The organism is gamma proteobacterium SS-5, from assembly GCA_009497875.2.
GTDB lineage: Bacteria > Pseudomonadota > Gammaproteobacteria > Chromatiales > Chromatiaceae > Magnetovirga > Magnetovirga frankeli.
Genome location: CP032508.2, coordinates 2,074,750 through 2,099,202, shown reverse-complemented (window position 1 = coordinate 2,099,202; position 24,453 = coordinate 2,074,750). Strand labels below are relative to the sequence as shown.

36 protein-coding genes and 4 pseudogenes are annotated in these 24,453 nt (G+C 53.0%); all 40 read right to left on the bottom strand.

The features are described from left to right. Positions 1 to 246: 246 nt before the first annotated feature. A complete protein-coding gene (locus D5125_17200; protein ID QPB72179.1) occupies positions 247 to 1,872 on the bottom strand; it encodes a hypothetical protein in 1,626 nt (541 codons plus the stop codon). Continuing rightward, the gene (locus tag D5125_15035) at positions 1,862 to 2,287 is read right to left on the bottom strand and encodes an adenylyltransferase/cytidyltransferase family protein (GenBank protein ID QFY90675.1); all 426 of its coding nucleotides are present in this window, start codon (positions 2,285 to 2,287) and stop codon (positions 1,862 to 1,864) included. The genes D5125_17200 and D5125_15035 overlap by 11 nt, the downstream gene beginning before the upstream one ends. 13 nt (positions 2,288 to 2,300) lie before the next feature. Then, positions 2,301 to 3,557: a flippase gene (locus tag D5125_15030; GenBank protein ID QFY90674.1), complete on the bottom strand. Its 1,257-nt coding sequence runs from the start codon at positions 3,555 to 3,557 to the stop codon at positions 2,301 to 2,303. Between the two features lie 98 nt (positions 3,558 to 3,655). Next, the gene (locus tag D5125_15025) at positions 3,656 to 4,138 is read right to left on the bottom strand and encodes a DUF3368 domain-containing protein (protein ID QFY90673.1); all 483 of its coding nucleotides are present in this window, start codon (positions 4,136 to 4,138) and stop codon (positions 3,656 to 3,658) included. Further along, a complete protein-coding gene (locus D5125_15020) occupies positions 4,135 to 4,389 on the bottom strand; it encodes a UPF0175 family protein (protein QFY90672.1) in 255 nt (84 codons plus the stop codon). The genes D5125_15025 and D5125_15020 overlap by 4 nt, the downstream gene beginning before the upstream one ends. A gap of 261 nt (positions 4,390 to 4,650) precedes the next feature. Then, positions 4,651 to 4,866 carry a hypothetical protein gene (locus tag D5125_15015; GenBank protein QFY90671.1) on the bottom strand — a complete coding sequence of 72 codons (216 nt, stop codon included), beginning with the start codon at positions 4,864 to 4,866 and terminating at the stop codon, positions 4,651 to 4,653. Next, on the bottom strand, positions 4,856 to 5,083 hold the full coding sequence (locus D5125_15010; protein QFY90670.1) for a hypothetical protein: 228 nt from the start codon (positions 5,081 to 5,083) through the stop codon (positions 4,856 to 4,858). Before D5125_15010 ends, D5125_15015 begins: the two co-directional genes overlap by 11 nt. Positions 5,084 to 5,348: 265 nt before the next feature. Further along, the gene (locus D5125_15005) at positions 5,349 to 5,753 is read right to left on the bottom strand and encodes a type II toxin-antitoxin system VapC family toxin (protein ID QFY90669.1); all 405 of its coding nucleotides are present in this window, start codon (positions 5,751 to 5,753) and stop codon (positions 5,349 to 5,351) included. Next, positions 5,750 to 5,998, bottom strand: coding sequence for an AbrB/MazE/SpoVT family DNA-binding domain-containing protein (locus tag D5125_15000; protein ID QFY90668.1), 249 nt, complete (start codon positions 5,996 to 5,998; stop codon positions 5,750 to 5,752). Before D5125_15000 ends, D5125_15005 begins: the two co-directional genes overlap by 4 nt. Before the next feature lie 554 nt (positions 5,999 to 6,552). Continuing rightward, positions 6,553 to 7,074, bottom strand: coding sequence for a hypothetical protein (locus tag D5125_14995; protein ID QFY90667.1), 522 nt, complete (start codon positions 7,072 to 7,074; stop codon positions 6,553 to 6,555). Positions 7,075 to 7,312: 238 nt separating this feature from the next. Further along, the gene (locus D5125_14990; GenBank protein QFY90666.1) at positions 7,313 to 7,528 is read right to left on the bottom strand and encodes a hypothetical protein; all 216 of its coding nucleotides are present in this window, start codon (positions 7,526 to 7,528) and stop codon (positions 7,313 to 7,315) included. Then, on the bottom strand, positions 7,518 to 7,982 hold the full coding sequence (locus D5125_14985) for a hypothetical protein (GenBank protein ID QFY90665.1): 465 nt from the start codon (positions 7,980 to 7,982) through the stop codon (positions 7,518 to 7,520). Before D5125_14985 ends, D5125_14990 begins: the two co-directional genes overlap by 11 nt. Beyond that, positions 7,967 to 8,266 (bottom strand): hypothetical protein, encoded by a 300-nt coding sequence (locus D5125_14980; GenBank protein QFY90664.1) that lies wholly within the window; start codon positions 8,264 to 8,266, stop codon positions 7,967 to 7,969. Before D5125_14980 ends, D5125_14985 begins: the two co-directional genes overlap by 16 nt. Positions 8,267 to 8,583: 317 nt before the next feature. Continuing rightward, positions 8,584 to 8,946, bottom strand: a complete 363-nt coding sequence (locus tag D5125_14970) for a DUF86 domain-containing protein (GenBank protein QFY90663.1) — start codon at positions 8,944 to 8,946, stop codon at positions 8,584 to 8,586. Further along, positions 8,943 to 9,233: a nucleotidyltransferase family protein gene (locus D5125_14965; protein QFY90662.1), complete on the bottom strand. Its 291-nt coding sequence runs from the start codon at positions 9,231 to 9,233 to the stop codon at positions 8,943 to 8,945. The genes D5125_14970 and D5125_14965 overlap by 4 nt, the downstream gene beginning before the upstream one ends. Before the next feature lie 165 nt (positions 9,234 to 9,398). Next, positions 9,399 to 10,394 (bottom strand): DUF4351 domain-containing protein, encoded by a 996-nt coding sequence (locus D5125_14960; GenBank protein ID QFY90661.1) that lies wholly within the window; start codon positions 10,392 to 10,394, stop codon positions 9,399 to 9,401. 33 nt (positions 10,395 to 10,427) lie between these two features. Further along, positions 10,428 to 12,293: an ABC transporter ATP-binding protein gene (locus D5125_14955; protein QFY90660.1), complete on the bottom strand. Its 1,866-nt coding sequence runs from the start codon at positions 12,291 to 12,293 to the stop codon at positions 10,428 to 10,430. 114 nt (positions 12,294 to 12,407) lie between these two features. Further along, a complete protein-coding gene (locus D5125_14950; GenBank protein ID QFY90659.1) occupies positions 12,408 to 12,758 on the bottom strand; it encodes a DUF5615 family PIN-like protein in 351 nt (116 codons plus the stop codon). Then, positions 12,755 to 12,979 (bottom strand): DUF433 domain-containing protein, encoded by a 225-nt coding sequence (locus D5125_14945; GenBank protein QFY90658.1) that lies wholly within the window; start codon positions 12,977 to 12,979, stop codon positions 12,755 to 12,757. Before D5125_14945 ends, D5125_14950 begins: the two co-directional genes overlap by 4 nt. Before the next feature lie 16 nt (positions 12,980 to 12,995). Then, a pseudogene (locus D5125_14940) lies at positions 12,996 to 13,213 on the bottom strand (ATP-binding cassette domain-containing protein). Continuing rightward, a complete protein-coding gene (locus D5125_17195) occupies positions 13,210 to 13,425 on the bottom strand; it encodes a hypothetical protein (protein ID QPB72178.1) in 216 nt (71 codons plus the stop codon). Before D5125_17195 ends, D5125_14940 begins: the two are co-directional and overlap by 4 nt. A gap of 63 nt (positions 13,426 to 13,488) precedes the next feature. Further along, positions 13,489 to 14,451, bottom strand: a complete 963-nt coding sequence (locus D5125_14935; protein ID QFY90657.1) for an Rpn family recombination-promoting nuclease/putative transposase — start codon at positions 14,449 to 14,451, stop codon at positions 13,489 to 13,491. 19 nt (positions 14,452 to 14,470) lie between these two features. Next, entirely contained in the window at positions 14,471 to 15,322 is an 852-nt protein-coding gene (locus D5125_14930) for an ABC transporter permease (protein ID QFY90656.1), read from the bottom strand. A 99-nt stretch (positions 15,323 to 15,421) separates the two neighbouring features. Further along, complete coding sequence (locus D5125_14925) at positions 15,422 to 16,369, bottom strand: IS1595 family transposase (protein ID QFY90655.1); 948 nt, start codon at positions 16,367 to 16,369, stop codon at positions 15,422 to 15,424. A 103-nt stretch (positions 16,370 to 16,472) separates the two neighbouring features. Next, a complete protein-coding gene (locus tag D5125_14920; protein ID QFY90654.1) occupies positions 16,473 to 17,768 on the bottom strand; it encodes an ABC transporter ATP-binding protein in 1,296 nt (431 codons plus the stop codon). Continuing rightward, positions 17,758 to 18,273 carry a hypothetical protein gene (locus D5125_14915; protein QPB72177.1) on the bottom strand — a complete coding sequence of 172 codons (516 nt, stop codon included), beginning with the start codon at positions 18,271 to 18,273 and terminating at the stop codon, positions 17,758 to 17,760. Before D5125_14915 ends, D5125_14920 begins: the two co-directional genes overlap by 11 nt. Continuing rightward, positions 18,270 to 18,569, bottom strand: a complete 300-nt coding sequence (locus tag D5125_14910; protein QFY90653.1) for a nucleotidyltransferase domain-containing protein — start codon at positions 18,567 to 18,569, stop codon at positions 18,270 to 18,272. Before D5125_14910 ends, D5125_14915 begins: the two co-directional genes overlap by 4 nt. Before the next feature lie 3 nt (positions 18,570 to 18,572). Next, positions 18,573 to 19,427 (bottom strand): ABC transporter permease, encoded by an 855-nt coding sequence (locus tag D5125_14905; protein ID QFY90652.1) that lies wholly within the window; start codon positions 19,425 to 19,427, stop codon positions 18,573 to 18,575. A 155-nt stretch (positions 19,428 to 19,582) separates the two neighbouring features. Beyond that, positions 19,583 to 19,936, bottom strand: a pseudogene (locus D5125_14900) (UDP-glucose 4-epimerase). Positions 19,937 to 19,949: 13 nt separating this feature from the next. Next, positions 19,950 to 20,918, bottom strand: coding sequence for an SDR family oxidoreductase (locus tag D5125_14895; protein QFY90651.1), 969 nt, complete (start codon positions 20,916 to 20,918; stop codon positions 19,950 to 19,952). 177 nt (positions 20,919 to 21,095) lie between these two features. Beyond that, positions 21,096 to 21,521, bottom strand: a complete 426-nt coding sequence (locus tag D5125_14890; GenBank protein ID QFY90650.1) for a type II toxin-antitoxin system VapC family toxin — start codon at positions 21,519 to 21,521, stop codon at positions 21,096 to 21,098. Next, positions 21,518 to 21,763 carry a prevent-host-death protein gene (locus tag D5125_14885; GenBank protein ID QFY90649.1) on the bottom strand — a complete coding sequence of 82 codons (246 nt, stop codon included), beginning with the start codon at positions 21,761 to 21,763 and terminating at the stop codon, positions 21,518 to 21,520. The genes D5125_14890 and D5125_14885 overlap by 4 nt, the downstream gene beginning before the upstream one ends. Before the next feature lie 96 nt (positions 21,764 to 21,859). Continuing rightward, a pseudogene (locus tag D5125_17190) lies at positions 21,860 to 21,964 on the bottom strand (ABC transporter permease). Positions 21,965 to 22,326: 362 nt separating this feature from the next. Next, positions 22,327 to 22,626 carry a nucleotidyltransferase domain-containing protein gene (locus D5125_14880; GenBank protein ID QFY90648.1) on the bottom strand — a complete coding sequence of 100 codons (300 nt, stop codon included), beginning with the start codon at positions 22,624 to 22,626 and terminating at the stop codon, positions 22,327 to 22,329. 139 nt (positions 22,627 to 22,765) lie between these two features. After that, complete coding sequence (locus D5125_14875; protein QFY90647.1) at positions 22,766 to 23,050, bottom strand: type II toxin-antitoxin system YafQ family toxin; 285 nt, start codon at positions 23,048 to 23,050, stop codon at positions 22,766 to 22,768. Next, on the bottom strand, positions 23,037 to 23,291 hold the full coding sequence (locus tag D5125_14870) for a type II toxin-antitoxin system RelB/DinJ family antitoxin (GenBank protein ID QFY90646.1): 255 nt from the start codon (positions 23,289 to 23,291) through the stop codon (positions 23,037 to 23,039). Before D5125_14870 ends, D5125_14875 begins: the two co-directional genes overlap by 14 nt. A gap of 166 nt (positions 23,292 to 23,457) precedes the next feature. Next, positions 23,458 to 23,622, bottom strand: a complete 165-nt coding sequence (locus tag D5125_17185) for a DUF5615 family PIN-like protein (protein QPB72176.1) — start codon at positions 23,620 to 23,622, stop codon at positions 23,458 to 23,460. Beyond that, complete coding sequence (locus tag D5125_14865) at positions 23,619 to 23,843, bottom strand: DUF433 domain-containing protein (GenBank protein QFY90645.1); 225 nt, start codon at positions 23,841 to 23,843, stop codon at positions 23,619 to 23,621. The genes D5125_17185 and D5125_14865 overlap by 4 nt, the downstream gene beginning before the upstream one ends. Further along, positions 23,840 to 24,100: a nucleotidyltransferase domain-containing protein gene (locus D5125_17180; protein QPB72175.1), complete on the bottom strand. Its 261-nt coding sequence runs from the start codon at positions 24,098 to 24,100 to the stop codon at positions 23,840 to 23,842. Before D5125_17180 ends, D5125_14865 begins: the two co-directional genes overlap by 4 nt. Before the next feature lie 3 nt (positions 24,101 to 24,103). Continuing rightward, a pseudogene (locus tag D5125_14860) lies at positions 24,104 to 24,409 on the bottom strand (ABC transporter permease). Positions 24,410 to 24,453 lie beyond the last annotated feature (44 nt).

Below are 24,453 nucleotides of genomic sequence, written 5' to 3'. Positions count from 1 at the left end.
ATCCTATACTTGTTCAAACGGAGTGCTGACAGTCATGCCGCAGTAAAATAATCTGTACTTAAAACGTAAAAAAATGCATTTGGCTCAATAAGATAAAAAGATATAAACAACCTAAATATTTGTTGCGTGAATAATGGCAGCATAAGAAGTCCGGTATTTTAAAAAATTGAATAATATGCACTGCGAAAGACGCAAGAAAATTAATTTAGTGATAAAATCACAAAATATAAAAAGATCAGGCCGGCCTCACTCATCAAGACTTCGATTAAAAGAATCAATAGCATTATTGTAGCGGCAATAGTAGTCTGTATTGTTACAAATTTCTAATAGGAATTCGACAACATCATCACCACAGCGCAGCAAAGGTATACCATGGCGTGTGAAGTTTATGAAAAACTCCGTCCTTCGTGCCGCATTGATTGAAGCTATGATTTTACCCGCCAGAGCGGCCTCTACTAGAGCTTGCGAATGGTCACCAATAACAACATCAGCTTGTTTAATTTCGTCATAAATCGAAGAAACACTATGTGATAGAGATCGATGCGACAGATAGTGATTGCTATCAGTTATGGCATTAGTTGAAATGGTTAGATTGTCAAGTCCTTCAAATTCAACATAATCAACTAAGCGAATTATGGAGTTGCTGCCTTGATGTTCTGGCAATACCCAAAGCGGGTGCGGACGAAAGATGAAGTGAATTTCAGGCATAGAGCGTGCAGCCATGCAAATAAACATAAAGGCTAGATCCTCGTCGCTACGATTTTTTAACGCTGTCCAGTCGCCAGCCCCACTAGCTATAAATAGTATCTGTTTAATAGGCTGACTGAGAGGTGAAATATGTGGCAGACGGAAGGAACGGAAGTAAGGCCAAATTGAGTAATTAAGACCATGAATTCTGAAGATTTCAGAAGAAGGATGGTCAAAACTCAAAAAATTGACTGAATTACCGTAATAAGCTAAATAGGCCGAAGGGTAGTAACTAGGCAAATAACCATCTTGAAGGCAGTCAATGCAGACTCCCAAATGCTCTGCAAGAATATATATTTGCGGCTTGTGCTCGTGAAGAGAGGAAAGTAGACGTGCTTGATAGGGAATAGTTGTATGGCGGAGCAGAAATACAAATATACGAAATAACAGTCCAATCTTTGAAACAACTGATGGCGCAACCAATAATGTTAGATGAAAAAGCAGACGTTTCGAATATGGAAGCAGAGAACTAATATACTTAGTCGAGTCCAAATATTGCTGCACACGATCAAAAGTGCCAATAAACAGATGCCTTGATTTGTCAGTATTGACTTCCCAAACCTTGACAGGATGAACAACTCTAGAAAACTTCTGACGCAACATTTGGTACCAATGCGCAGTTGCCGGGGTTATCCTACTATACTTTAATCTCTGACAGCCAAAGCGTTGCCAAATATTAACATCGATTCCTGGTGAACCTGCCAAAAGAAAAGCATTTTTTGGTTGATAGGCGGTAAAAACTCGTCTTGCTACTAATTCGTTTTTTATGCGCTTAATTTCTTGGAAGTAATTTTGTAAGTGACCAACCCGATCGCCATAGATTTCGACTACAATTCGATCGGCCTCTTTGTCGCAGTACTCCATATCGGATTGAGATAGGTACTCATAGAAAGATGACCAAATGATTTCCCTCTTGTGATGTTTTTCAATTGACTTTTTCTCATTATCAAAGGCCACATGAGGAGATAGGCATATTATGGAACATTCTCCACCATATAAACTGACTGCCTCAATGAGATTGGCAGAGGTCGTTTCAACTGAATAAACAAACAACATTCTGGTGGTTTCAATGTCGCCCGACTCAGTAGATTGTGCATAATCAATTAAGCTGGCTTCATACTTCATACTGTAATGCCATATCAAGAAGAGAACGTAATTTAGTCGAAGAAACGTGTGTAGTGTATGGCAAATATTTAATTTCTACACCAATGGACTTGAAATCAAGTTCGATTTGGCTCCATGTTTCTGTCCCTTGCCAATCATCGCCGACAAACATCACATCAAACTTGTATCTATTCCAAGCATCCATCTTATTGTAACTAGTTTGTGGTACGGTCTTATCGACATATCGTATTGCAGAAACAATAGATGAGCGCTCGGAATAAGGAATGTAAGGAGAAATGCCCTTGCGCTTAATTGCTAGTTCGTCAGTTGTGACCCCTACGATCAAATAATCACAGCATTTCTTAGCTGCGCTTAGGATATTTAAATGACCAATATGAAACATATCGAATACGCCAGCAGTGTAGCCTTTTATCATAAAAGCACCTATTCTAGTCAAATATTTTTTTTAAATGGCGCGGATCGAGTGATTTAAGCTTCATATAAAACAGAAATCGGGTTTTTGCCGTCATCAAATCAAATACCAGCCCGTTTGCTACATGAGCGGCTAATGAGGCAATTGCTGCACCAACGATCCCGTATACTGGGATGAGAACAAGATTTAGAGTAACATTTGTTATGGCTCCTGACAAAGTGCGAAAAAACGCTAAGGCAAACTGCCCTTCCGTCAGATACCACTTACCTGCCACTAAGCTTATGAAAACGAATACACTTGTCATGCTATGAATAGCGAGCACTGGCCCCGCAGAGACATATGAATGTCCATACAGAAAAACGATCAAGGGTGATGCAGCTATAAACATAGTAATGCTAATAGGTATTGCCAGCCAAACCACAATGGAAAACAAACTTTGCAGGCGAGCCAAGTAAACTGCCTCTTCTGACAGTTTGGCTTGGACTATAGATGGGTAAAGGGCATTTATAATTACTAGCGGTATCACAGACCAAACTTCGCTCAGCTTAGTTGCAGCGACGTATAATCCTACCGCTTCTCCACCTATCATCTCATTTAGCATAATTTGGTCGATTCGAATGTATAGTAGATGAAGAAAGGAAAGCGATACGACGATAGCTCCCTGTTTAAGCAGTTTAGCGGCAAGAGCAATGTCGAAGTGGCCAAGGAAATTAGGCAAACCTTGCAGCCTATAAGCCACTAATAAGGAAAGCGCTAGGCTGACTTGATCAACTAGACTAATGACAACAAAATTTTCTAAGGTGCCTCCAGTATTGAGGTAGTAAATTTTCAAAATAGAAGATGATATTAATTGCACTATTTTGCAAATGGATGTGATCTTCGCTAAATCCATAGACTGGAAGTTAAAATCAATTACTTCAAATGATTGGAATAATAGGCCAAAAGCAATAATAAGGATATAGGCTGTAGTTGTCGCGTCATTATTAGTGGCTTGCGTAGCCAAATAAATGCAAAGTATAGCCAGCAGACAGCCTAATAGTTTTAGCCAGAACAAGGTGCCTAGATAAGCGTAACGTCCAGTCGTCTGTCTGACTAGGTCTCTCACTGAGATACCCTCTAACCCAAGACCCGATATCACACCTAGAATGCTGACAAATGCTAGCACATAATTGAGGATTCCAAATTGCGCAGGACCTAAGTACCGTGCCAGCCAGATGCCAACCAACAAGCCAGCAACGATTCGCAGTAATTGCTCGGCAAACATAAAATACATGTTTGCAACCTGGTAGCGTAATAGAGGATAACCGAAAACACGGCCAAACAAACCAACCTCCTAAAGGGGTAATAGGGGACGTACCACAATTAACCATTTCATGGTGATATTTCGCCTAGGCGTTGTGCAATCCGCGCCACCAAGCCGGCGTTGTAATGGATCCCTTGTTCCCTCATGGTTTGCGCGGCTTCACTGAATGAGGGTATCAGTCCAATGTCCTTGGCTTTTGCCAGTACACCCAAGGTGCCTGTCACTTTCAATTGTAGATATTCAGCCACGCGGCGACCCAGGCGCTCGTCGATGATTACTCTGTCTGCATTGCATTTTCTGGGGAGTTCGATGGTTTGTTTTTCGCCCCGATCAAGTTCGAACAGAATGGGTAATGTCGATGTTTCTTCATCTGCAACCTGAACAACCCACGACAGCGTCCAAAGATCCGGAACGAGGATTCGTCCACCCTCAGCACATTCACTGGCAACAGACTCGGCAACATGCACCTTATCAAACAACGCTGGCAAAAGTTCTAACTGGCCAATGCTGGAAAGTGCAATGAAAGGTGTGGTGTTGGAAAAAACGATCACAGCAAGGAAGTCTCCCTAAGAAAATCATCCTCGTTGTTTTCAAGCAGATTTGCGCCTGCCCGCATGGCCTTGAGAAGAAAATGGGCCCGCGGAACGCCAAGCCAACTAGCGGCCATGCCCGACGATAGGCGCCCCTCACGAAATAGAGCCACAGCAGCTTCTTCCTTGATAAGGTCGGCAAATTGATCTGCATCCAGGCGCAAGCCCAGCAAAATTTCTTGCGGACAGGTTATTTCAATGGTGTTTTGCATTGCTGGGCGCCTTCTGAAAGTTGAATTACAGTGACAGTTTACTAATTTCACTATTTTTCGGTGCAGCAAGCCGCTGCGCGTAGAAGAATAGGGGACGTAGCACGATTATCTGTTCTCTTTTGGCTGGTCATTGGTTGGGATAATTGGGGCTATCTGCAATGGGTCTCAGCTTCTTCTCTCTCCAAACAATTCGTCAATCGATTCGGCGGTCAGGATGAGATCGGCCCAGTGCTTTAAGCTGTTCAGATCGGCCTGCCTGACTTAGGCTTCATGTGTCTGTGTCGCCTGGTGGCCGAATTTGCGACGGATCTGACACAGTAGCAACTCGGCTTTGGCTTCCTGTCCGCCTAACCGGATGCCTTGCTGGATGCCTTTTTCAGTGAATCGTACCGATAATGCGGTCATGGCGTTGGTCTCCTCTGCGTAGTCTTGGTGGTAACGTTCCAGTTCATTGTCGTCCAGGGCATTATTCATCATGGTTTGAAGCTTGCAGCTGTAAGGCCTGTTCAATATTGGAGATGATGGCCTTCAGTTGTTCGTAACCGGAAAGCGCCATGCGAATGTTGCCGATGCGCACTTCTATGTCTTGAGGGTATTCGTGGGTGATGTCGTTGCGTATTTCACGCAGCTTGTCCCAAGTTTCTACATCTTGGATGATATGCAGTTTCTCTAGCCTGTTCAGCATATCCAGCATGGTTAGGCCGTCTTGATCTTCGCGCCAATGTTGTAATAGCAGCCGAAACAACTTGCTGCCAATCTTGTCCTGAATCTTGATGTAGTTGAACAGGAATAAAGGGGCCAGGCTCGAATTTTTTCATGCGCTAGTAAAGGTGCAAATGCTGGATGTTGGGTTAGGCTTCTTTCTGCACGCCGCCCGAGTCGGCCAGGATGAGGCGGGCGCTCATCTGCAGGCGTTATGCACCTGAGACATGCTGTGTCATGAAACCTACTAAAGATGTTCAAGGGATTTCTAACCGTTCGAAGCCGAGGTGACGCGCAGCTTTCTGATCGAAGGTCAGCACGCTATCACAACCCATGAGGAGCGCGCTCTGGGCGATCAACGCATCGGGCAGGTCGAGGTTGGTGTTTATCGCCATGTTCAGCATGGCCTGTACTGCCTCTCTCTGCTCGAATTGAAGGACAGGCATCAGCAGTAAATCAGCAAGCGCGTCGATCAGCTCCGTACGCTGGATCTGGTAGGCCGATTCCAATACCCAGATTGTCTCCAGCAATACGATTAGCGACACATAAAAGGCATCGCGCTGTTGCTCGGCGATCGCAAAGAGCTGTCGGACCCGTTCGGCCTGCTCAGGATCATCATTGACCAAGAAGCGGACCAGTACGTTAGTGTCAATCGCTTTCATGCTTGGCGGTCGGCGATCCGCTGTTGGATTGCTGCATCCATCTCTGCGGCTGTCAGAGCCTTTTGCCCTGCTTTGCCTAGCCGCCCAAAGACTTCGTTAACACGACGCGTAACCGGCTTCAACAATACTTCACCGCGCTCGGTGAGCTGGAAGTCGAGCTTGTCGCCGATGTGCAGCATCAGCCGCTCGCGGATTTCCTTGGGGATGGTGATCTGGCCTTTGGTTGTGAGCGTTGCAGTGGTCATATCTATATACCTTAAATGCCAAAAATGAAATTACAATTGCGCAATTACGGTGACAGTTTACTAATTTCACAATATTTACGGTGCCGCAACTCGCTGCGAATAATCGTTTGATTAAAGGGGCTAGGCTCGAATTTTTCTGCGCTAGTAAAGGTGCAAATGCTGGATGTTGGGTTAGGCTTCTTTCTGCACGCCGCCCGAGTCGGCCAGGATGAGGCGGGCGCTCAGCTGCAGCCGTTATGCGCGTTAGACCTCCTGTGTCAGGAAACCTACCAAAGATGCTCAAGGGATTTCTCACCGTTCGGAAAATGTGTCCTGCCCTCCCCGGATTCCGCTGCGCTCCATCCAGGCTACCCATGGGCAACTTTTCTACTATTTGCGTGCATTGCGCTCCCTTGGCGTTTTTCGCGATCCGCCTTTTTGGTTCCGTCCCTGTCGGGTTAGGGGCAGCACGCCAGATAATGCGTTCACTGACTGAAAACATTTTCCAGCGTTTGGGCATCGAGTATGTTGTCGACCCAGCGTTCCAGTTGATCAAGGTCGGCAGTCTGGATGCGTTAGCGGGTTTCATCACGCAGGGGGCCGAAGCGCCGGGTGATCGGGCGCTCAAGCATGTTGACCGCTTCTTGGTGCAGGTCTTGTTGTAGGCCCTGTTGAAGGCCTTCATATTTCCACTGTTCTGTCCACTGGACAACCCGTTCGGCGAGCATGTTGTTGATCTCCTGTAGGTCATTGACTTCGGGCACTTGGGTTCCGGGTACCAGGCGCTTGATGAGGACGCGGTTGAACCAGACAACCAGGGCGCGGCGCAGGCTGGCGTAGCGCGGGTCTTGCAGCCGTTGGCTCAGTATAGCGAAGATTTGGCGCATGGCCTCGGGTTCTGGGCTGGCTTCCAGCCGGATGAGGTCGGCGAAGCTGTTGTTCTCGGGAAGGGTTGTTTCTCGGGCCAGTTGGCCTTCGTCGATGACCCAGTGCTTTTGGCTTGGTCGGCAGCGCGCCAGTCCACCAGGCAGCGGTTCGATGAGGTCGGCCAGATCCCGGGCAGCCCACCAGCGCCCTTCGCCGTTGTAAACGACCACAGGAAAGACCTGCGGCAGCTCTTGTAGGTCTGTAATGGCTTTGCTTTTGATAAGGTCTAGAAGAATAGGGGACGTAGCACGATTATCTGTTCTCTTTTGGCGGGTCATTGGTTGGGATAATTGGGGCTATCTGCAATGGGTCTCAGCTTCTTCTCTCTCCAAACAATTCGTCAATCGATTCGGCGGTCAGGATGAGATCGGCCCAGTGCTTCAAGCTGTTCAGATCGGCCTGCCTGACTTAGGCTTCATGTGTCTGTGTCGCCTGGTGGCCGAATTTGCGACGGATCTGACACAGTAGCAACTCGGCTTTGGTTTCTTGTCCGCCTAACCGGATGCCTTGCTGGATGCTTTTTTCAGTGAATCGTACCGATAATGCGGTCATGGCGTTGGTCTCCTCTGCGTAGTCTTGGTGGTAACGTTCCAGTTCATTGTCGTCCAGGGCATTATTCATCATGGTTTGAAGCTTGCAGCTGTAAGGCCTGTTCAATATTGGAGATGATGGCCTTCAGTTGTTCGTAACCGGAAAGCGCCATGCGAATGTTGCCGATGCGCACTTCTATGTCTTGAGGGTATTCGTGGGTGATGTCGTTGCGTATTTCACGCAGCTTGTCCCAAGTTTCTACATCTTGGATGATATGCAGTTTCTCTAGCCTGTTCAGCATATCCAGCATGGTTAGGCCGTCTTGATCTTCGCGCCAATGTTGTAATAGCAGCCGAAACAACTTGCTGCCAATCTTGTCCTGAATCTTGATGTAGTTGAACAGGAAGCTATTGACGATACGCTGATTTGCATAATCGGCAAGCCAGGCCGAATCAATCTTGGCTACCACCAGCAAGGTATGGTCGATATCTGCTGCCTGCATCATCTGCCGAATGCTCACCAGCAAGTGCATTAATGGCGCTGGCATAGTAAGACTCCTTGCCTGTGGGCGATGTCATCAATGGCGCAGGGGGGAGTGGATGCGATGACGAGATCGATCTTTTGTTCTCCAATGCGACGCTTTAGCCGGGCAAGGAAGGTGATGCGTGCGTCCGCCAGATTCTGGCGCCCGTCCGGCGTAACATGTAGATCAATATCACCACCGCGCTGTGCGTCGTCCACTCTGCTGCCGAAAAGCCGAATTTCACCCTTGCCGAACACCTCCAGAAAGGTGTTGACAATGGCTGCATGTTGTTGCGGATTCAAGCGCATGAGTCTGCTTTCTACGTGATTGCGTCGGGATAATTGGATCATCCGCGATCCGTCTCAGCTTCTTCTCTCTCCAAACAATTCGTCAATCGATTCGGCGGTCAGGATGTGATCGGCCCAGTGCTCCAAGCTGTTCAGATCGTCGTGCCTGACTTGGGCTTCATGTGCCTGTGCCACCTGGGGGCCGAATTTTTGGCTAATTTGGCGCATTAGCATTTCGGCTTCGCCTTCTGCCCGCCTAACCGCATACCTTGCTGGATGCCTTTTTCAATGAATCGTACAGATAATGCGGTCATGGCGATGCGAGCAGAACATGAAATTTACTTAGCCGAATTTTCAACAATTGACCGTACTTGGCGATACAACCCTGGCAGATCACGGTTGATTGTCTTCCAAACGATCTCGAAATCGACCTTAAAATAGCCGTGTGCTACGGCGTTGCGCATCTGATAGGCGAACGAGAGTGGCAATTCCGGGTGCTTCAGAGCAAATTCGGGATATCGCTTTTCGATGTTATTGCTGGCCTCACCTATGATTTCCACATTGCGAATCACGGCATCCTGCACCAATGGGCTGTTCAGGAAACCCATTTCATCCATTTCCGCGGTGTACTGATCAATTCGCTCGATGGCTTCGAGGATATGGCCGAGATAATCTGCAATGCGTTGCTGATCGCGCGTCATAACGGGCGGGCCTCTGCAAGCACCATGGCCCTTAACTTTTCCGGCAAGGCCTTGGGGGTGACGACATCCACTGGCACACCAAGAAGATTCAGCAGCTCATGCCGAATGGCACCGATGTCGAACAGGGTGGTTTCATCCGTCGGGTCGATAAGAATATCCAAGTCACTAGCGTCGGTATCCTCGCCATGTACCACTGACCCAAACACACGGGGATTGCGGGCGCGGTGGGATTCGACCACTTGCCGAACTGCTGCTCGGTTCAACTCTAGTGCTTCAGATGGTTTCATAGGTTTTATTCTAACGCATCAGCCCTCAACCAACGGCAGCAGCGCCTGAGCAATCTGCAGGTCACGCTCGGTCTGGAATAATAGGGGGCGCACCACGATTACCTGTTCTCTTTCGGCTGGTCATTGGTTGGGTTAATTGGGGCTATCCGCAATGGGGCTCAGTCTCTATCTCTCTCCAAACAATTCGTCAATCGATTCGGCGGTCAGGATGAGATCGGCCCAGTGCTCCAAGCTGTCCAGATCGGCCTGCCTGACTTGTGCTTCATGTGCCTGTGCCGCCTGGGGGCCGAATTTGCGACTGATTAGACTCAGTAGCAACTCGGCTTTGCCTTCTTGTCGGCCTTCTTGTCGGCCCTCCTGTCGACCTTCTAGCCGACCTTCTAGCCGACCTTCCTGCCGACCTTTCTGCCGGCCTTCTTGCCGGCCTTCTTGCCGGCCTAACCGGATGCCTTGTTGGATGCCTTTTTCAGTGAATCGTACCGATAATGCGGTCATGGCGTTGTTCTCCTCTGCATACTCGCGCTGGTAACGCTCAAGTTCATTGTCGTCCATGGCGGTGTAGATGTCGATAAAGTCGGCATATTTGAGTTGCCTTTCGGGGTCGGGTTCCAGTTCCATCAGGCCACGGGTGGCGGCAGCGTAGATGGCTAGCTTGTCTTCGGGCGCATAGTCCATACAGGGCAGCGTGAGCCGGGCGACGATGTTGGGGCTGTCGAGATACTGGCGCGCTGGGGTGGCGAACAGGGCGGTGCTGAGGTAGCTGAAGCTGAGGTAGTCGCGGTTTTCGCTGCCGAGCCGGAGCTGTTCGAGATAGCGGCCGGGGTGCAGGAAGATGACCACGGGCACCAGGCGCTCGGTGTCGAAGAGTTCGGCCAGGTCGAGGCAGTAGTGGGCCAGGCGGTGGATGGAGAAGCGCTTGGGCTCGGTTTCTTCTTCCAGTACGAAGAGGATGGCACTGCGCCGGCCATCGCTCCATTCCACCAGCAGGGGGACATCCAGTTCCCGAAAGCGCTCGCCGAGGCGTTCTTTCAGTTGTTCTTCGCGCACTGGGATGATTCTTGCGCCCGCGTCAATAGCCTGCGCCTCAGAGGCGGCGAAAAAGGCGAGCGCTTCGCGAGGGTAGTCAAGGATGAGGTTTTTGTAGTTCTGGTCGTGGTCCATGGCAATCCACTAAAGTGTCTCGAGATGGCGGGGTCATAATTTCTGCAACGCGACGAGCTTGGCAAAGCGGGAATCTGGCCTTGCGCGCAGTTCCTCGTAGCTACCTTGTTCGTACAGGTGCCCTTGGTCAAAGACATAGATGCGGTCCACATCGCGAATGGTCGACAGGCGGTGGGCAATGATGACTAGGGTGATCTTGCCTTTGAGGGCATCGATGCTTTGCTGTATGGCCTGTTCGGATTCGGAGTCCAGCGCGCTGGTGGCCTCGTCCAGTATCAGTAGCCTGGGTTGTCGAAATAGCTCTCGGGCGATGAACAGGCGCTGGCGCTGTCCGCCGGATAGGCGCACGCCGCGATCACCCACCAGGCTGTGGTAGCCTTCGGGCAGGGTTTCGATGAAGTGTGCGATGTGGGCTTGGCGGGCGGCTGCCTGTATCTGCCCCAGCAATGCGGGGTCTTGGCTGGGGTCGCCCTGCCAGAGGCAGATGTTGTTGGCGATGCTGTCGTCGAACACCACGGTTTCTTGGGAGACGTAGCCTATTTGTTGGCGCCAGCTGGTTGTTTGGATCTGGTCGCCTGGTATGCCGTCGATCAGGATTTGTCCATGGCTGGGTTTGAGGGTGAGGCTGAGCAGGTCCACCAGGGTGGATTTGCCGGCTCCGGATTCTCCCACCAGGGCGACGGCGCTCTGCGCGGGTATGTGCAGGCTGATGTCTTGCAGCACATGCCCGAGCTTGGGCGCATAGCTGAAATGGAGATTTTTCAGCTGGATGCCTTGGCTGAAGGGGCCCAGGTGGCGCTCGCCGTCGGCGGTCTGGTGCTGCTGCAGGTTGGTGAATTCGTTGTGCAGTAATTCCAAGCTGCCGATGTGGTCCAGGGTGCCTTGCCAGTTCTGCTGCATGCTCAGGATGCTGTTGATGGCCCGGTAAAACAGGACGATGGAGACCAGAATGGGTGCCAGGGGCTGCTGGAAGTAGAGCAGTTGGGCCATGACGATCAGCATGATGAAGACTACGGCAATGGGTTCGCTGACGGAGCGGGTGAAGGCATCGGCTATGCCGCGTCGCATTTCGTAGCCGGTCAGGCGGCTGATGGAGGCGGTGATGCTGCGCTTGAGCTTGGGCATTTGTCCCGTTGCCGTCAGGTATTTGAAGGCGTGCAGGGTCTGGATGAGGTATTTGGCCAAGCGACCGTTCTCTTGGGCGGCTTTGCGCGAGAGTTGCCGCACAGAGACATTGAGCCAGCGGAACAGCATGAGCAGGACAATGCCCAGCAACAAGGCCATGAGGCCGAAGCGCCAGGCGACGAGAAACGCCAGCGCGAGGTAAATCAGGGTGTTGATCAGCTTGGCGCCCAGTTGGCTCAGCGCGCCAAAGGCAGCCAGCATGAGGTTGATTTGGGCGTTGATGAGGTTGATGAAGTGCCCGGTGTCGCGGCTGGCGTAATAGGCGTAGCTCATGCGGCTGTAGTGCTCGAACAGCCGGCCTTTGACTTCACGGAGCAATTTGCCGCGCAGGTAGGCAGCATAGCCCAGGGCGCCGAAGGTGATGATGCCCTTGACGATGAAGGCGGCAGTGATGATGAGCAGTACGGCCAGCGTTGAGTCCGCCAGGCCGAGGCTGGCTAGCAGTTCGTTTAGCCAAAGCGCGATGCCGCTACTGTGGCTGCCGCCTTCTGCCAATGGCGCTTGGCCCGCCTGGCCCAGGCCGCTGCCACCGAGGCCTTGCAGCAGGGGCAGTAGCATGAGTAAACCTACCCCTTCTGCCAAGGCGGCCACCAAAGTCAGCGCAAAGACCAGGTACATGCGCCCACCCAGGTAGATCTGAAAGACGCCGAGGTAGTGCGGGATGTCGCGCAGGGGGTTGCGGATTTGTACGGTGACAGAGGGTTTAGGTGGCATGGCCCATGGTCTGTTGCATTGGCGTGCCAGGTGTGTAGATGTGCCGAAGGGATTTTTTCAGGTCGCGGCAGAATTTTTTGCCAACGCCTTCAACGCGGACGAGGACTTCATCGTTCATTCGTGAATAACCAAAGTATCTCGGTTAATTTCGACAAACCGATTCTCGCTGAGCGCCGCTTCGATTGCAGTCAGGTTGGTGCGGATGAGCTTTTCCAGCTCAGCGTTGGATATATTGCCGGTAGAAATTAGCAATAGATGTGGTTCTCCGCGCAGCAGGAAGGTCTGCACAAAATCATCGTCTTTGCTCACAACAATACGCCCATCCTGCTTGGCGCGTGCGATGATTCCGGCATCCGATGTCTTGTTTTTTAGTGGCAATTCGAGTGTGTGCAATGCATCATGTCCCGCATCTGCAAGCCAGTTAGAAAAGCGACGCGGCAATTGCGCATCGATTAGAAATCTCATGCCGCAAGAGGCTCCAAGCGTTTGATATGCGTCTGGCGTGCGGCATAGGATAGGGCGGCTAAAATGTCCTCACGCTCCAAATCTTCATAGTCGAGCAAAATATCTTCTATGCTCATACCTCCGGCAAGCCATTCCAATACATTTTCTACGGGGTAGCGCAAGCCGCGAATGCAGGGCTTACCATGACAAATGGCAGGGTCAAGAGTAATTCGATCAATCATTTCATCGTTCCTCAAATCAGGCGAACTGTAAAATATGGTTGTCCGGTTTGATAAGCCTATTGAGCATCCGCAACAGTGTCGTATTGCCTGCTCCATTGCGCCCGATCAGCCCCAAACATTCACCGCGCCGCAACTCATTGCCCAAATCCTGCATCCCATACCAGAGCGACTCTTCAAACTCCGGCAAAACTTCTTGGAGACGCCTTCGACACGCACTAGGACTTCATCGTTCATTGGCGAATAACCAACGCAGCAGGCGCTTCTTCCGATTTCTCATCCCAGGGCCAGGAAGTTTGTTGAACTTTTTGCTCAAACCCCGCCAAAATTTCCAGCAACCGACGGGCTGCTGTCAGCACCAGTTGCAGTCGTTCAAACCGCTCCTCTACCGTATCCGGATAATCATGCACAAATGATGTTTGGTGACAGACCACGATTGAGCTCAGCATTTCTCCCTCCAAACAACTCGTCACTTGATAGATTTAGCCCTGGCTAGGCTCTATGCTTCCGTCCTAGTCCTTGAACACTTCATCCAGCGATTGGGCATCCAGTATGTTGTCGGCCCAGCGTTCCAGTTGATCAAGGTCGGCAGTCTGGATGCGCTTGCGGGTTTCATCGTTCAGTGGGCCGAAGCGCCGGGTGATTTGGCGCTCAAGCACTTGGTGCAGACCCTGTTGTAGGCCCTGTTGTAGGCCCTGTTGTAGGCCTTCTTGTTTCCACTGTTCTGTCCACTGGACAACCCGTTCGGCGAGCATGTTGTTGATCTCCTGTAGTTCATTGACTTCGGGCACCTGGGTTCCGGGTACCAGGCGCTTGATGAGGACGCGGTTGAACCAGACAACCAGGGCGCGGCGCAGGCTGGCGTAGCGCGGGTCTTGCAGCCGGTGATTCAGTATAGCGAAGATTTGACGCATGGCCTCCGGTTTTGGGCTGGTTTCCAGCCGGATGAGGTCGGCGAAGCTGTTGTTCTCGGGCAGGGTTGTTTCACGGGCCAGTTGGCCCTCGTCGATGACCCAGTGCTTTTGGCTTGGTCGGTAGCGCGCCAGGCTGCCCGGTAGCGGTTCGATGAGGTCGGCCAGATCCCGGGCCGCCCACCAGCGCCCTTCACCGTTGTAAACGACCACAGGAAAGACCGGAGGCAGCTTTTGCTGGTCTGTGATGGCCTTGCTTTTGATAAGGTCTTGGTAGAGCAGGCCGGTATAGACCAGGATGCGCAGGGCCATGTAGCGATCGACCGTGCTTTGAAATTCGATCAGCAGGTAGATGTATAGCCAGCCGTTTTGGTGCTTGACCCGCCAGATGATGTCGTCTTCACGCTCACGCAGGTCATCGGCCACGTAGCTGCCGTTGACTTTTTCCAGGCTGGCGAAGTCGATCTGCGTCACCCAGTCTTCTGCTATGAAGCCGCGCAACAGGTCGGCCACCATCTCGGGGTGGGAGAAAAAGTGCTTGTAGGAGCCGTCGTGTTCAGCCACTGATTTTGTTCCACTTCATTCAGGCGCTCATCCGTTCGATGAGAATAGGCATGGCTGCGCGGTAAACGACCCACATCAGACCCAGCAGGATGAGCATGGCGGCGTTGACGACAAGAAAAGAATCCCAGTATTCGGGCGTAAAACCGGTGAGCAGGTCGCGTGCGGTGAGAATGAGCGGCGTCAGCGGGTTGAGCTGAAACAGGGTGGCGGCCCAACCCGAGGATGGCATGGGGAAGACCACGGGGGTGAGGTACATCAGGAACTGAAGCAGCAAGGGCAGACCCTTGCCGATGTCGGTATAGAGCATGCCGACCGGCGTGAAGACCAACCCCAGCGCGGTGCCTGCCAGGATCAGCGAGAGCACGGCCAGCGGGAAGAGCAGCAGGCCCCAGCTGGGTAAAACGCCCATGATCAGGAGGGCGGCAAGGAGGACGGCGATCTTGATGCCGGCGTTGAACAGAGTCTGGTAGATGCCGGAGAGTACCAGGGCCTCACGCGGGAAGTTGATCTTGGCCAACATGGGCTTGGCGGCGAGGGTCTGCTGCAAGGGGGCGTTGACAGCGTCCATAAATATGGCCCAGAGGATGGTGCCAGTGAAGACATAGACCGGGTAGGGCAAGGTCGTGCTTTGAATGGTGACGATGCCACTCCCCTGGATAAACAGCCAGACGGCGGTGTTGGCCAGCGGCAGGATGAAGGCCCAGAGCAGCCCGAGGGCGGTTTGCCGGTATTGGGCTTTGATGTCGCGCACGGCCAGTTGCCAGGCCAATTCGCGCCCAGCCAGCAGATCGCCCAGCATCTCACGCAACAACTTGGCGGGATTGCGCAGGGAGGATTCGGGTGTGTAGATGGTGACTTTCAAGTGATTCATATCACTACCTTTCGATGCGCCCTTTGAAGTCGAGGGGTTCGCCGTGCTTTCCCTTGAAGAAAATGTTATTCAGAGCCCCGTACTCATCTATATTCCTGATTACCCATAAACCTCAGCCATCTTCAGCAGGCGGTAAGGCATCGGTGGCGTCCGTGCCGCAGCCCGGCCCAGCCGATGCAGAAGCGTTTCGAGATCAAAGCGTCGGTTGAAGCGGTAGCAGTATTCAGCCAGGTACCGTGGCAGGTGCTTGTGCTGCATAGCATGGTAAACACCCGTGACCGCATTCTTGACGTTGCCGATCATGGTGTTGACCCAGGTGAATTCCTCATGCTTTACGCTATCAGGGCCGCCACCGGTGACGATCGGGATGTGCTGACAACCCGCGGCTGTCACGGCACGAAAGCAGGCCAGGCCATCGCTGTAGACGGTGCTGCCGGGGGCTAGTTGGTTGCGCGACCATTTCAGGATCTCGGTCGATCGGAACCCCTTGACCACCTGCAAGTTCATGTACAGCGGATGGCCTTCATCATTGGTGGAAACCGCCGCCACAAACGGTGTCTTGTTGGGTGAGCCTCGACCCACCTTGCCACCCCGGCGCTCCCCACCCCAATAGACATCATCAAGCTGGATGATTCCGGACAGGGTGTGGCCGTCATCCTGCTCCTTCATCACCTGCATCAGCTTGTGCTTCATGCTCCAAGCGGTGTTGTACGAGACGCCCAACTGCCGGTGCAGCGCCAAGGCGGACAGGCCCGTTTTCGCCTGCGCCAGCAGGTGCATGGCCAGAAACCAGGTCGTCAGCGGTAGCTTGCTGGAGTCAAAGATCGTGCGACTAGTTAGCGAATGCTGGTGGTGGCACTGATTGCACTGAAACAGCCCGTCTCTGGATGGCAGGGTGCAGTACTTCCGGCCACCGCATTCGGGACAAACATAGCCCTCTGGCCAGCGCCATCGAAACAGGGCCTGGCGACACTGTTCCTCCGTGCCGTAGTCGCGTAAGAATTCAGCCAGACTGTAGCCTTTCTGGAATTGAACTTGGTTTTTCATGGCGTTACACCTCCTACCCCAAGTATAGTTCCCTGCGTGAATGTAGCTGATCTTTGTGGGTAATCAGGAACATATTTGATTGCGTAGGGTGGAAGGCTGCGCATCACGAACCAAATGAGTCGGGAGATTTTTGTGAAGGGAGCCTCGATGGGTTGATTCCGCGACGGGCGGGTGCTTCGAGGATAACAGGCGCCGTACCCAAGAATCGTCTTTGGGATACGGAAAGCACTGCAAAGTCTCTCCATCCAGCGATCATCTCGGTTCGTGAACCTGAGATGATCTCGAAGACTTGGAGAGAAAGGGAGTACGCGCCGCTGTTGAGGTTCAGTTGCTTGACCGAAGTGGTAAGGGTTGGTGGTTCTTTATCAAAGGAAACATCTTGCAACTCGGTAGACACTTGGCAGACAATATTTTGTTCAGGGTCGATGAACGACCACAAGACCTGGATTGGATTGGCTCCCAGATGCGATGCAAATAGCACTTCGAATGTAAGCTCTTTGAGCGGATCGATGGCGCTGGGAAATCTAGCTTCTTCTATCGACTTCACGAGGAGAGAGACTTTATTTTCCTGAAGGACAACCACCCGTCTAATTAGATAAGGGTTCGAGCCTTCCGTAATTGCGCCGCTGAACGGGAGATGGTCGCAATATTGGGATATTGTTGTTCGGACAGGGGCCTTTCCGCCAACCATACGCCCTTGGTTCAGGAGAAGTCCTACGTCGCATATTTTTGCGACCTGCGCCATCGAATGGCTCACGAATATTGTTGCAGCATAGTCTCTGAGATCGAAGATTCGGTTGTAGCACTTGGTCCGAAACGACGCGTCCCCGACCGCAAGCACCTCGTCTATCAGTAGCACCTCCGGACGCAGAGAGGAGGCGATTGCAAAACCGAGCCGGACTGCCATGCCAGAGGAGTACGTCTGAACCGGCGCGTCTATGAACGTTTGCAGATCGGCAAACTCGACGATCCGATCGAGTTCTTTGTCGATTTCTGCTTTCTTAAGTCCGAGCACCGAGCCATTTACATAGATATTCTCTCGGCCAGTCAGGATGGGATTGAACCCAGCCCCCAGGGCGATCAGGCCGCTTACACGGCCCCTGATCTCAATCCGCCCCTTGTCTGGCTTGATCAGCCCGTTGAGCATCTTCAGCAGCGTGGTCTTGCCGGCCCCGTTGCGGCCGATCAGGCCCAGGCATTCGCCGCGGCGCAGTTCGAAGGAGACATCGTCCACCGCCCAGAATTCGCCGGGGCGCAGGGTGGCGTGACGTTCGAGGTCGCGCTCACCCGGCAGCAGCTCGGCGGCAATGTCCTTCATGCCGTACCAGAGGGACTTCTTCAAGTCTCGGCAGAATTTCTTGCCGACGCCCTCCACGCGGACCAGGACGTCATCGCTCATGGGCGATGACTCCTGGGTGTCGCGGGACGCCGCGTTGCATCATTTCATTCTTGATCTTAGCGATGACAGTAAAAAGCATCTCGGATGCCGGTTGAGCGGATTGCAAGGCTTCCAGAAATAATCGGGGGTCAGTCATGTACTCATGCACGAGCAGGTTGCGCAACTTTCGAGCACCTATAAATTCTTCTGCGCTATCAAGCCATTTCATACGTTCGGAATAGCTAAGCACGTCCAGTAGCGATTTGGGTTGAGCGCCCAACAATCTGCATGTCGCCGGCAATAGTTTCTCTCCGAGGTGATCCTGCAGTCGCCCAAAGCGGCTGACGAAGGCGCCTATCTTCTCAGCAAGATCCGGACGATTCGCAAGCTGTTCTACCCAGGCCTGATCGATACGTTGTTGATAGAGTGTTTGAACGCTGTAGCGGAGGTGCTCGGCCGCCCGTTCGGCAAGGTCGAGCGCAATGTTCGTTTCCTCTACCTGTTCAGGCAAGTAGGCAAGGCTCATAGTGGTACGCCTTGTGTTTTGGCGGTGCGATGTACGGGGGCTTCTGGTGTTTGTGCATCTTTGATAAGAATGTCGATTTTGAGATCTCCCAGACGCATGATGAGCTTGCCCTCTAGTTGGCATAGGCTTGCTACGCGGTTGGGCAGAACGCGATCCGTCTCAATCAACAAGTCGATATCACCGCCTTGCTTGTGGTCATCGACGCGGGAGCCGAACAGCCAGATTCGGCTTTCCGCACCGATGACGCTGTTGACGCTGGAGCGGATGGCCTCTTGCTGGCTGTGGGTCAGGCGCATGGCTTAACTCCCCATGCGTTCGATCAGCATGGGCATGGCCAACCGAAACACAATCCCCATGAACAAGAGTAGCAGCAGCAGGATGGCGTTCACCAGCAGAAAGGAGCCGAGGAGATCGCCAGGAAAGCCGGTGAGCCAATCTCGTGCGGTGAGGATGAGCGGGGTGAGCGGGTTCCAGCTGAAAAGGGTCTGTGCCCAGCCGTCGGTGGGCATGGGGAAGACCACCGGGGTGAGGTACATGAGAAATTGCAGCAGCAGTGGCAGCCCCTTGCCGATGTCGGTGTAGAGCAGGCCGACGGGGGTGAGCAGCAGGCCAAAGGCGGTGCCGGCGAGGATGAGCGAGGCGACCGCCAGCGGGAACAGCAGCAGGGTCCAACTGGGGTAGATGCCGAAGAACAGCAGTACCCCGAGTACCAGCGCGATTTTGATGCCTCCGTTGAACAGGGTTTGCAGGATGCCGGACATGACCAGCGCTTCGCGCGGGAAGTTGATCTTGGCGAGCATGGCCTTGGCGGCGGTGGCCTGTTGCAGGGGGGCGTTCATGGCGTCCATGAAAATGGCCCAAAGCATGGTGCCGGTGAACACGTAGACGGCGTAGGGCAAAGGGGTTTCTTGCACCTGGACGATGCCAGAGCTGTTAAGAAAGATCCAGACGGCGGTGTTGGCCAGTGGCAAAATCAGCGCCCAGAGCAAGCCGAGGGCGGTTTGACGGTATTGGGCGCTAATGTCGCGCACCGCCAGTCGCCATGCCAGGCCGCGTCCACGCCAGATGTCGTGGAACAGGTCCGCCAGCAGACGCGAGGGGTGGCGTACCGCAGAGCCGGGGGTGTAGATGGTTATGCGTTCTTGCGGGGACATGGGGGAACGCGCGGGGTCTCTCAGGTAAAGGACAAGGCGTTGCGTTTGGTTTCAGGCATCATAGCCCATGTTTCCACTCAGGTGTAGGCTCTGAACCATTCCACCCAGCGCTGGATGCCCTCTGCCAGGGGCGTTTTGGGTTCAAAGCCCAAAGTGGTGAAGACCAATGCGTCGATGCCATGATCGCGCATGGCTTCCAGCAGCGTCAGGGTGCCGGCGACGTTGTTTCGGTAGTATTTGCCCGGGTCAAGCACGGATTCGCCGACGTAGGCGTAAGCCGCAAAGTGCATGACGGCTATGGGTCGGTGCTGTTCGATGACTTCATCGAGGCGGGTGCGGTCGCCGATATCGCCCTGCTCCAAGGGACCCCAGCGCACGGCCCAGGGGTGGCCATAGACCAGGTTGTCGTAGCTGACCGGGGTGTATCCGGCCTGGGCCAGGGCTTTGCAAGCATGGCTGCCAATGTAACCAGCGCCTCCTGTAACCAAAATGGATCGGTTTGCCTCCATGTGATTTTGCCTATCAATGCCTAGTGCCGAGCTGCTGCAAAAGCTGCTCGAAGTAGGCGATGGTTGGCTTGAGCCCTTCCCGCAAGGGAACCTTGGGCTCCCAATCCAGCGCTGATCGGGCCAGGCTGATGTCCGGTTGGCGCTGACGTGGATCGTCCGTCGGCAGGGGTTTGTGGACCAGGGCCGAACTTGATCCGGTGAGATCGCGAATGGTCTCGGCCAGTTCGATCATGGTGAATTCGCCAGGGTTGCCCAGGTTCATTGGCCCGGCGAGCTTGTCTGGGCTGTTCATCAAGCGGACAAAGCCTTCGATGAGATCATCTACGTAACAGAAGGAGCGGCTTTGGGTGCCGTCTCCGTAGAGGGTAAGGGGTTCGCCCCGCAAGGCCTGGACGATGAAATTGGAGACGACACGGCCGTCGTTGGGGTGCATGCGGGGGCCGTAGGTGTTGAAGATGCGCGCCACTTTGATCCGCAGCCCGTGCTGCCGACGGTAATCGAAAAAGAGGGTTTCGGCACAGCGCTTGCCTTCGTCGTAACAAGAGCGAGGACCAATGGGGTTGACGTTTCCCCAGTAGCTCTCGGGCTGGGGGTGTTCAACAGGGTCGCCATAGACTTCGCTGGTTGAGGCTTGAAAGATCTTGGCCTTGACACGCTTGGCCAGCCCCAGCATGTTGATTGCACCGTGCACGCTGGTCTTGGTGGTCTGTACTGGGTCTTGTTGGTAGTGAATGGGCGATGCCGGGCATGCGAGGTTGTAGATTTCGTCCACTTCGACATAGAGCGGAAAGGTGACGTCGTGGCGCATCAGCTCGAAATAGGGGTTGCTGAGCAGGTGGGCGATGTTGTCCTTGGTGCCGGTGAAGAAATTGTCCACACAGATGACGTCATGGCCATCGGCTAGCAGGCGTTCACAAAGGTGGCTGCCGAGAAAGCCAGCTCCACCTGTAACCAAAATGCGTTTGCGTAGTGCGTAGTCCACTATGTTTTTCCTAATTGTATAGATGTAACCAGTTCTGGGAGCATTACCCAATTGTTCCGCCTCGCTCAGCCAAATCGTCAGCGATGAGTCTTGCGGTCATAGCACTCTGCACGATCAATCTTGCCAGACCAAAAGCCAGCACCCTTCTCTGCCAGATGCGACAGTCCCGGCATTGCCTCAGCTAGCGCCAAAGATTGAAACGCCGGCAATTTTGGCTGCCTTCGCCAGATCGGCATCAAGTGTCGCCAATGGCAGACCGGTGCGCAGTGCCAGTTCCAAATAGGACGCATCGTAGGCCGATAAATTGTAGCGACGAGCGAGATTCAACGTTTCGCTCAAGGCATGTGCAGCTGTTGCCTGATCGGTGATGATATTGAGTCGCTCAAGCAGGCCAATGTAACGTTGCGAGTCTGCTTCGGTGACAATGCCCTTGGATTCGATTTTGCTGATCACATTGGCGATTTCAAGTGCAAACAGCGATGGAACAACGGCTTTTGACTGTTTGAGCGCTGCCAGCGTATTGGCGGCGTAATCTCCACCTGCCGGATTGGTTGCTGGTGCAAGCCAGAGCAGTGCCACCGAGGCATCCATAACAAAATTCACGCCCGCCCCTCGTTGATAAGGGCCTTGAGGTCGATGCCCCCTACTGACTTGTGATCCCGCATGAAAGACAGCATTTCATCGACAGCGGCCACGGCATCCGAATGCTTGTCGGCTTCTGCTGGTACAAGATCAGCCACAGCCGCGCCTCTCAAGGTGATGGTGTAACGGTTGCCGGCCTGAATGCCTCGCAACAACTCAGGCAATTTTGTCTTGGCTTCGTAGGAGCCGACTTCAATATTCATGATTCACTCCCGCACATTGGAGTAGACCAGTTTATAGACTAGCTCGAAATAGTCAAATTTGAGGCAAGTTGTGTAAACCATGATTTGCACCACGTACTAGATCAAATCCGCAAAGCTCTTTTCCATCCTGCGGAACTGGCGGATGCCAAGCCAGAGGAAAAAGGCAATCACGCCCCAGCTCAGCAGAAAACCGGGCATGTACTCATGCACGTGCAGGTTGCGCAACTTTCGAGCACCGATAAATTCTTCTGCGCTATCAAGCCATTTCATACGTTCGGAATAGCTAAGCACGTCCAGTAGCGATTTGGGTTGAGCGCCCAACAACCTGCATGTCGCCGGCAATAGTTTCTCTCCGAGGTGATCCTGCAGTCGCCCAAAGCGGCTGACGAAGGCGTCTATCTTCTCAGCAAGATCCGGACGATTCGCAAGCTGTTCTACCCAGGCCTGATCGATACGCTGTTGTTAGAGTGTTTGAACGCTGTAGCGGAGGTGCTCGGCCGCCCGTTCGGCAAGGTCGAGCGCAATGTTCGTTTCCTGTACCTGTTCAGGCAAGTAGGCAAGGCTCATAGTGGTACGCCTTGTGTTTTGGCGGTGCGATGTACGGGGGCTTCTGGTGTTTGTGCATCTTTGATAAGAATGTCGATTTTGCGATCTCCCAGACGCATGATGAGCTTGCCCTCTAGTTGGCATAGGCTTGCTACACGGTTGGGCAGAACGCGATCTGTCTCTATCAACAAATCGATATCACCGCCTTGCTTGTGGTCATCGACGCGGGAGCCGAACAGCCAGATTCGGCTCTCCGCGCCGATGACACTGTTCACGCTGGAGCGGATGGCTTCTTGCTGGCTGTGGGTCAGGCGCATGGCTTAACTACCATACGCTCAGGAGAAAGAGAATTTCTAAACTTAATGATTGATTTAGCGCATACATTGCCGTCGGCATCCAAATCCAAGGTGGAAAAATTGATTTGGCGTCCCCTTTTTGGGTATAGCCCTCTCGAAGTTAACCAAGGCCCAACTCTGCATGTGAGCCAATTCGCACAAGTTGCAAGGTCGCTTCATCAGGTTTACGGTAAATGAGCACAAGATCAGGCTTGATGTGGCAGTCCCGATGATCCTTCCACTCGCCCGTTAATCCATGGTCGTGAAAGGACTCAGGTAGCGGCAGATCACTAGCCAGAATTTCAATGATCTTCACAAAACCATCGCGGAGATCTTGTTTGTGCTTGCCTTTGGCTTCACGCTTAAGATCTCGCTTAAAGCGTGAGGTTTGTTTAATTGTCCTCATCTAGAGTAGACTGCAGCTGTTCCAGCGTGACGGTTTCAGCTCGCCCATCTCGTGCAGCACGCATGGCTGCAATGGTCTTTTCATTCGGCGCCAACAGCTCAAATGGCAAGGCATGCTCACGCGCAATCCGCGCCATCATCATACGAAAGACATCCGATACGGTGAGCCCCATCGCATCAAGCACGGCAGTCGCTTCGTTCTTGACCTCTTCGCTGATTCGAGCACGAACAACGGTGTTCATAACATTCTCCAAATCGTCATAATTGTAGCTACATTGTAGCCCAAAACGAAATGATAGGGTAGATGTAGAGAGCAGGTTCTTGGTTTCTGTAGGCCCAGCCTAGCTGTTTCCACCCCTTTTGTCTGGCGGTGCCTCAATAGCTCGACCCTGGTCACCTTCACCTGCCCTACCTTACCACAATGCGCCCATCTCTCCGGGCAAGGGCAATGATCTCGGCATTAGGCGTTCGGTTTTTGTGCGGCAGGTCTAGTGTATGCAATGCATCATGCCCAGCATCTGCAAGCCATCCCACAAAACGCCGCGGTGATTGCCCATCAATCAAGAACTTCATGCGGCCAGAGGTTCCAATCGTTTGATATGGGTCAGGCGGGCAGCATAAGACAGCGCCGCTAATATGTCTTCGCGCTCCAGGTCCTCATAGTCGGACAAGATTTCATCAACGCTCATGCCGCCAGCAAGCCACTCCAGTATATTCTCCACGGGGTAGCGCAATCCACGAATGCAGGGCTTGCCATGGCATATTGCTGGGTCGATGGTAATTCGATCGGTCATTTTATTGTTCCCTTTGGCCATTGGCATTGTCGCTGATACAGGCAGTTTGCACCTGTCAATGAAACTGCTTGAAAACGGTAACCAGGTGTGGCCTTGCCGGATTCCCTTGGTTTTCCAGGTTCAATCAACAAGTCGATGTCACCGCCTTGCTTGTGGTCATTGGCGCGGGAGCCGAACAGCCAGATTCGGCTTTCCGCACCGATGACGCTGTTGACGCTGGAGCGGATGGCCTCTTGCTGGCTGTAGGTCAGGCGCATGGCTTAACTCCCCATGCGTTCGATCAGCATGGGCATGGCCAACCGAAACACAATCCCCATGAACAAGAGTAGCAGCAGCAGGATGGCGTTCACCAGCAGAAAGGGGCCGAGGAGATCGCCAGGAAAGCCGGTGAGCCAATCTCGTGCAGTGAGGATGAGCGGGGTGAGCGGGTTCCAGCTGAAGAGGGTCTGCGCCCAGCCGCCGGTGGGCATGGGGAAGACCACCGGGGTGAGATACATGAGAAATTGCAGCAGCAGTGGCAGCCCCTTGCCGATGTCGGTGTAAAGCAGGCCGATGGGGGTGAGCAGCCAATGGCGTCAACTTAGCACCAAAGCGCTGGCTGAGCGAAGCC

Coding starts and splice junctions, on each gene's coding strand:
- D5125_15035 (QFY90675.1), bottom strand. CDS start 2,287: ATGATAAAAGGCTACACTGCTGGCGTATTCGATATGTTTCATATTGGT.
- D5125_14905 (QFY90652.1), bottom strand. CDS start 19,427: ATGTCCCCGCAAGAACGCATAACCATCTACACCCCCGGCTCTGCGGTA.
- D5125_17185 (QPB72176.1), bottom strand. CDS start 23,622: ATGAAGTTCTTGATTGATGGGCAATCACCGCGGCGTTTTGTGGGATGG.
- D5125_14955 (QFY90660.1), bottom strand. CDS start 12,293: ATGCCACCTAAACCCTCTGTCACCGTACAAATCCGCAACCCCCTGCGC.
- D5125_17195 (QPB72178.1), bottom strand. CDS start 13,425: ATGCTGAGCTCAATCGTGGTCTGTCACCAAACATCATTTGTGCATGAT.
- D5125_14945 (QFY90658.1), bottom strand. CDS start 12,979: ATGATTGATCGAATTACTCTTGACCCTGCCATTTGTCATGGTAAGCCC.
- D5125_15000 (QFY90668.1), bottom strand. CDS start 5,998: ATGACCACTGCAACGCTCACAACCAAAGGCCAGATCACCATCCCCAAG.
- D5125_17200 (QPB72179.1), bottom strand. CDS start 1,872: ATGAAGTATGAAGCCAGCTTAATTGATTATGCACAATCTACTGAGTCG.
- D5125_14910 (QFY90653.1), bottom strand. CDS start 18,569: ATGCGCCTGACCCACAGCCAGCAAGAGGCCATCCGCTCCAGCGTCAAC.
- D5125_15020 (QFY90672.1), bottom strand. CDS start 4,389: ATGCAAAACACCATTGAAATAACCTGTCCGCAAGAAATTTTGCTGGGC.
- D5125_14920 (QFY90654.1), bottom strand. CDS start 17,768: ATGAGCGATGACGTCCTGGTCCGCGTGGAGGGCGTCGGCAAGAAATTC.
- D5125_14885 (QFY90649.1), bottom strand. CDS start 21,763: ATGAATATTGAAGTCGGCTCCTACGAAGCCAAGACAAAATTGCCTGAG.
- D5125_14970 (QFY90663.1), bottom strand. CDS start 8,946: ATGACGCGCGATCAGCAACGCATTGCAGATTATCTCGGCCATATCCTC.
- D5125_17180 (QPB72175.1), bottom strand. CDS start 24,100: ATGCGCCTGACCTACAGCCAGCAAGAGGCCATCCGCTCCAGCGTCAAC.
- D5125_14880 (QFY90648.1), bottom strand. CDS start 22,626: ATGCGCCTGACCCACAGCCAGCAAGAAGCCATCCGCTCCAGCGTGAAC.
- D5125_14965 (QFY90662.1), bottom strand. CDS start 9,233: ATGAAACCATCTGAAGCACTAGAGTTGAACCGAGCAGCAGTTCGGCAA.
- D5125_14980 (QFY90664.1), bottom strand. CDS start 8,266: ATGCGCTTGAATCCGCAACAACATGCAGCCATTGTCAACACCTTTCTG.
- D5125_14960 (QFY90661.1), bottom strand. CDS start 10,394: ATGGACCACGACCAGAACTACAAAAACCTCATCCTTGACTACCCTCGC.
- D5125_15010 (QFY90670.1), bottom strand. CDS start 5,083: ATGCTGGATATGCTGAACAGGCTAGAGAAACTGCATATCATCCAAGAT.
- D5125_15015 (QFY90671.1), bottom strand. CDS start 4,866: ATGATGAATAATGCCCTGGACGACAATGAACTGGAACGTTACCACCAA.
- D5125_14875 (QFY90647.1), bottom strand. CDS start 23,050: ATGAGGACAATTAAACAAACCTCACGCTTTAAGCGAGATCTTAAGCGT.
- D5125_14950 (QFY90659.1), bottom strand. CDS start 12,758: ATGAGATTTCTAATCGATGCGCAATTGCCGCGTCGCTTTTCTAACTGG.
- D5125_14870 (QFY90646.1), bottom strand. CDS start 23,291: ATGAACACCGTTGTTCGTGCTCGAATCAGCGAAGAGGTCAAGAACGAA.
- D5125_14985 (QFY90665.1), bottom strand. CDS start 7,982: ATGCCAGCGCCATTAATGCACTTGCTGGTGAGCATTCGGCAGATGATG.
- D5125_15030 (QFY90674.1), bottom strand. CDS start 3,557: ATGTATTTTATGTTTGCCGAGCAATTACTGCGAATCGTTGCTGGCTTG.
- D5125_14865 (QFY90645.1), bottom strand. CDS start 23,843: ATGACCGATCGAATTACCATCGACCCAGCAATATGCCATGGCAAGCCC.
- D5125_14915 (QPB72177.1), bottom strand. CDS start 18,273: ATGAGCCTTGCCTACTTGCCTGAACAGGTAGAGGAAACGAACATTGCG.
- D5125_14925 (QFY90655.1), bottom strand. CDS start 16,369: ATGAAAAACCAAGTTCAATTCCAGAAAGGCTACAGTCTGGCTGAATTC.
- D5125_15005 (QFY90669.1), bottom strand. CDS start 5,753: ATGAAAGCGATTGACACTAACGTACTGGTCCGCTTCTTGGTCAATGAT.
- D5125_14990 (QFY90666.1), bottom strand. CDS start 7,528: ATGATGAATAATGCCCTGGACGACAATGAACTGGAACGTTACCACCAA.
- D5125_14930 (QFY90656.1), bottom strand. CDS start 15,322: ATGAATCACTTGAAAGTCACCATCTACACACCCGAATCCTCCCTGCGC.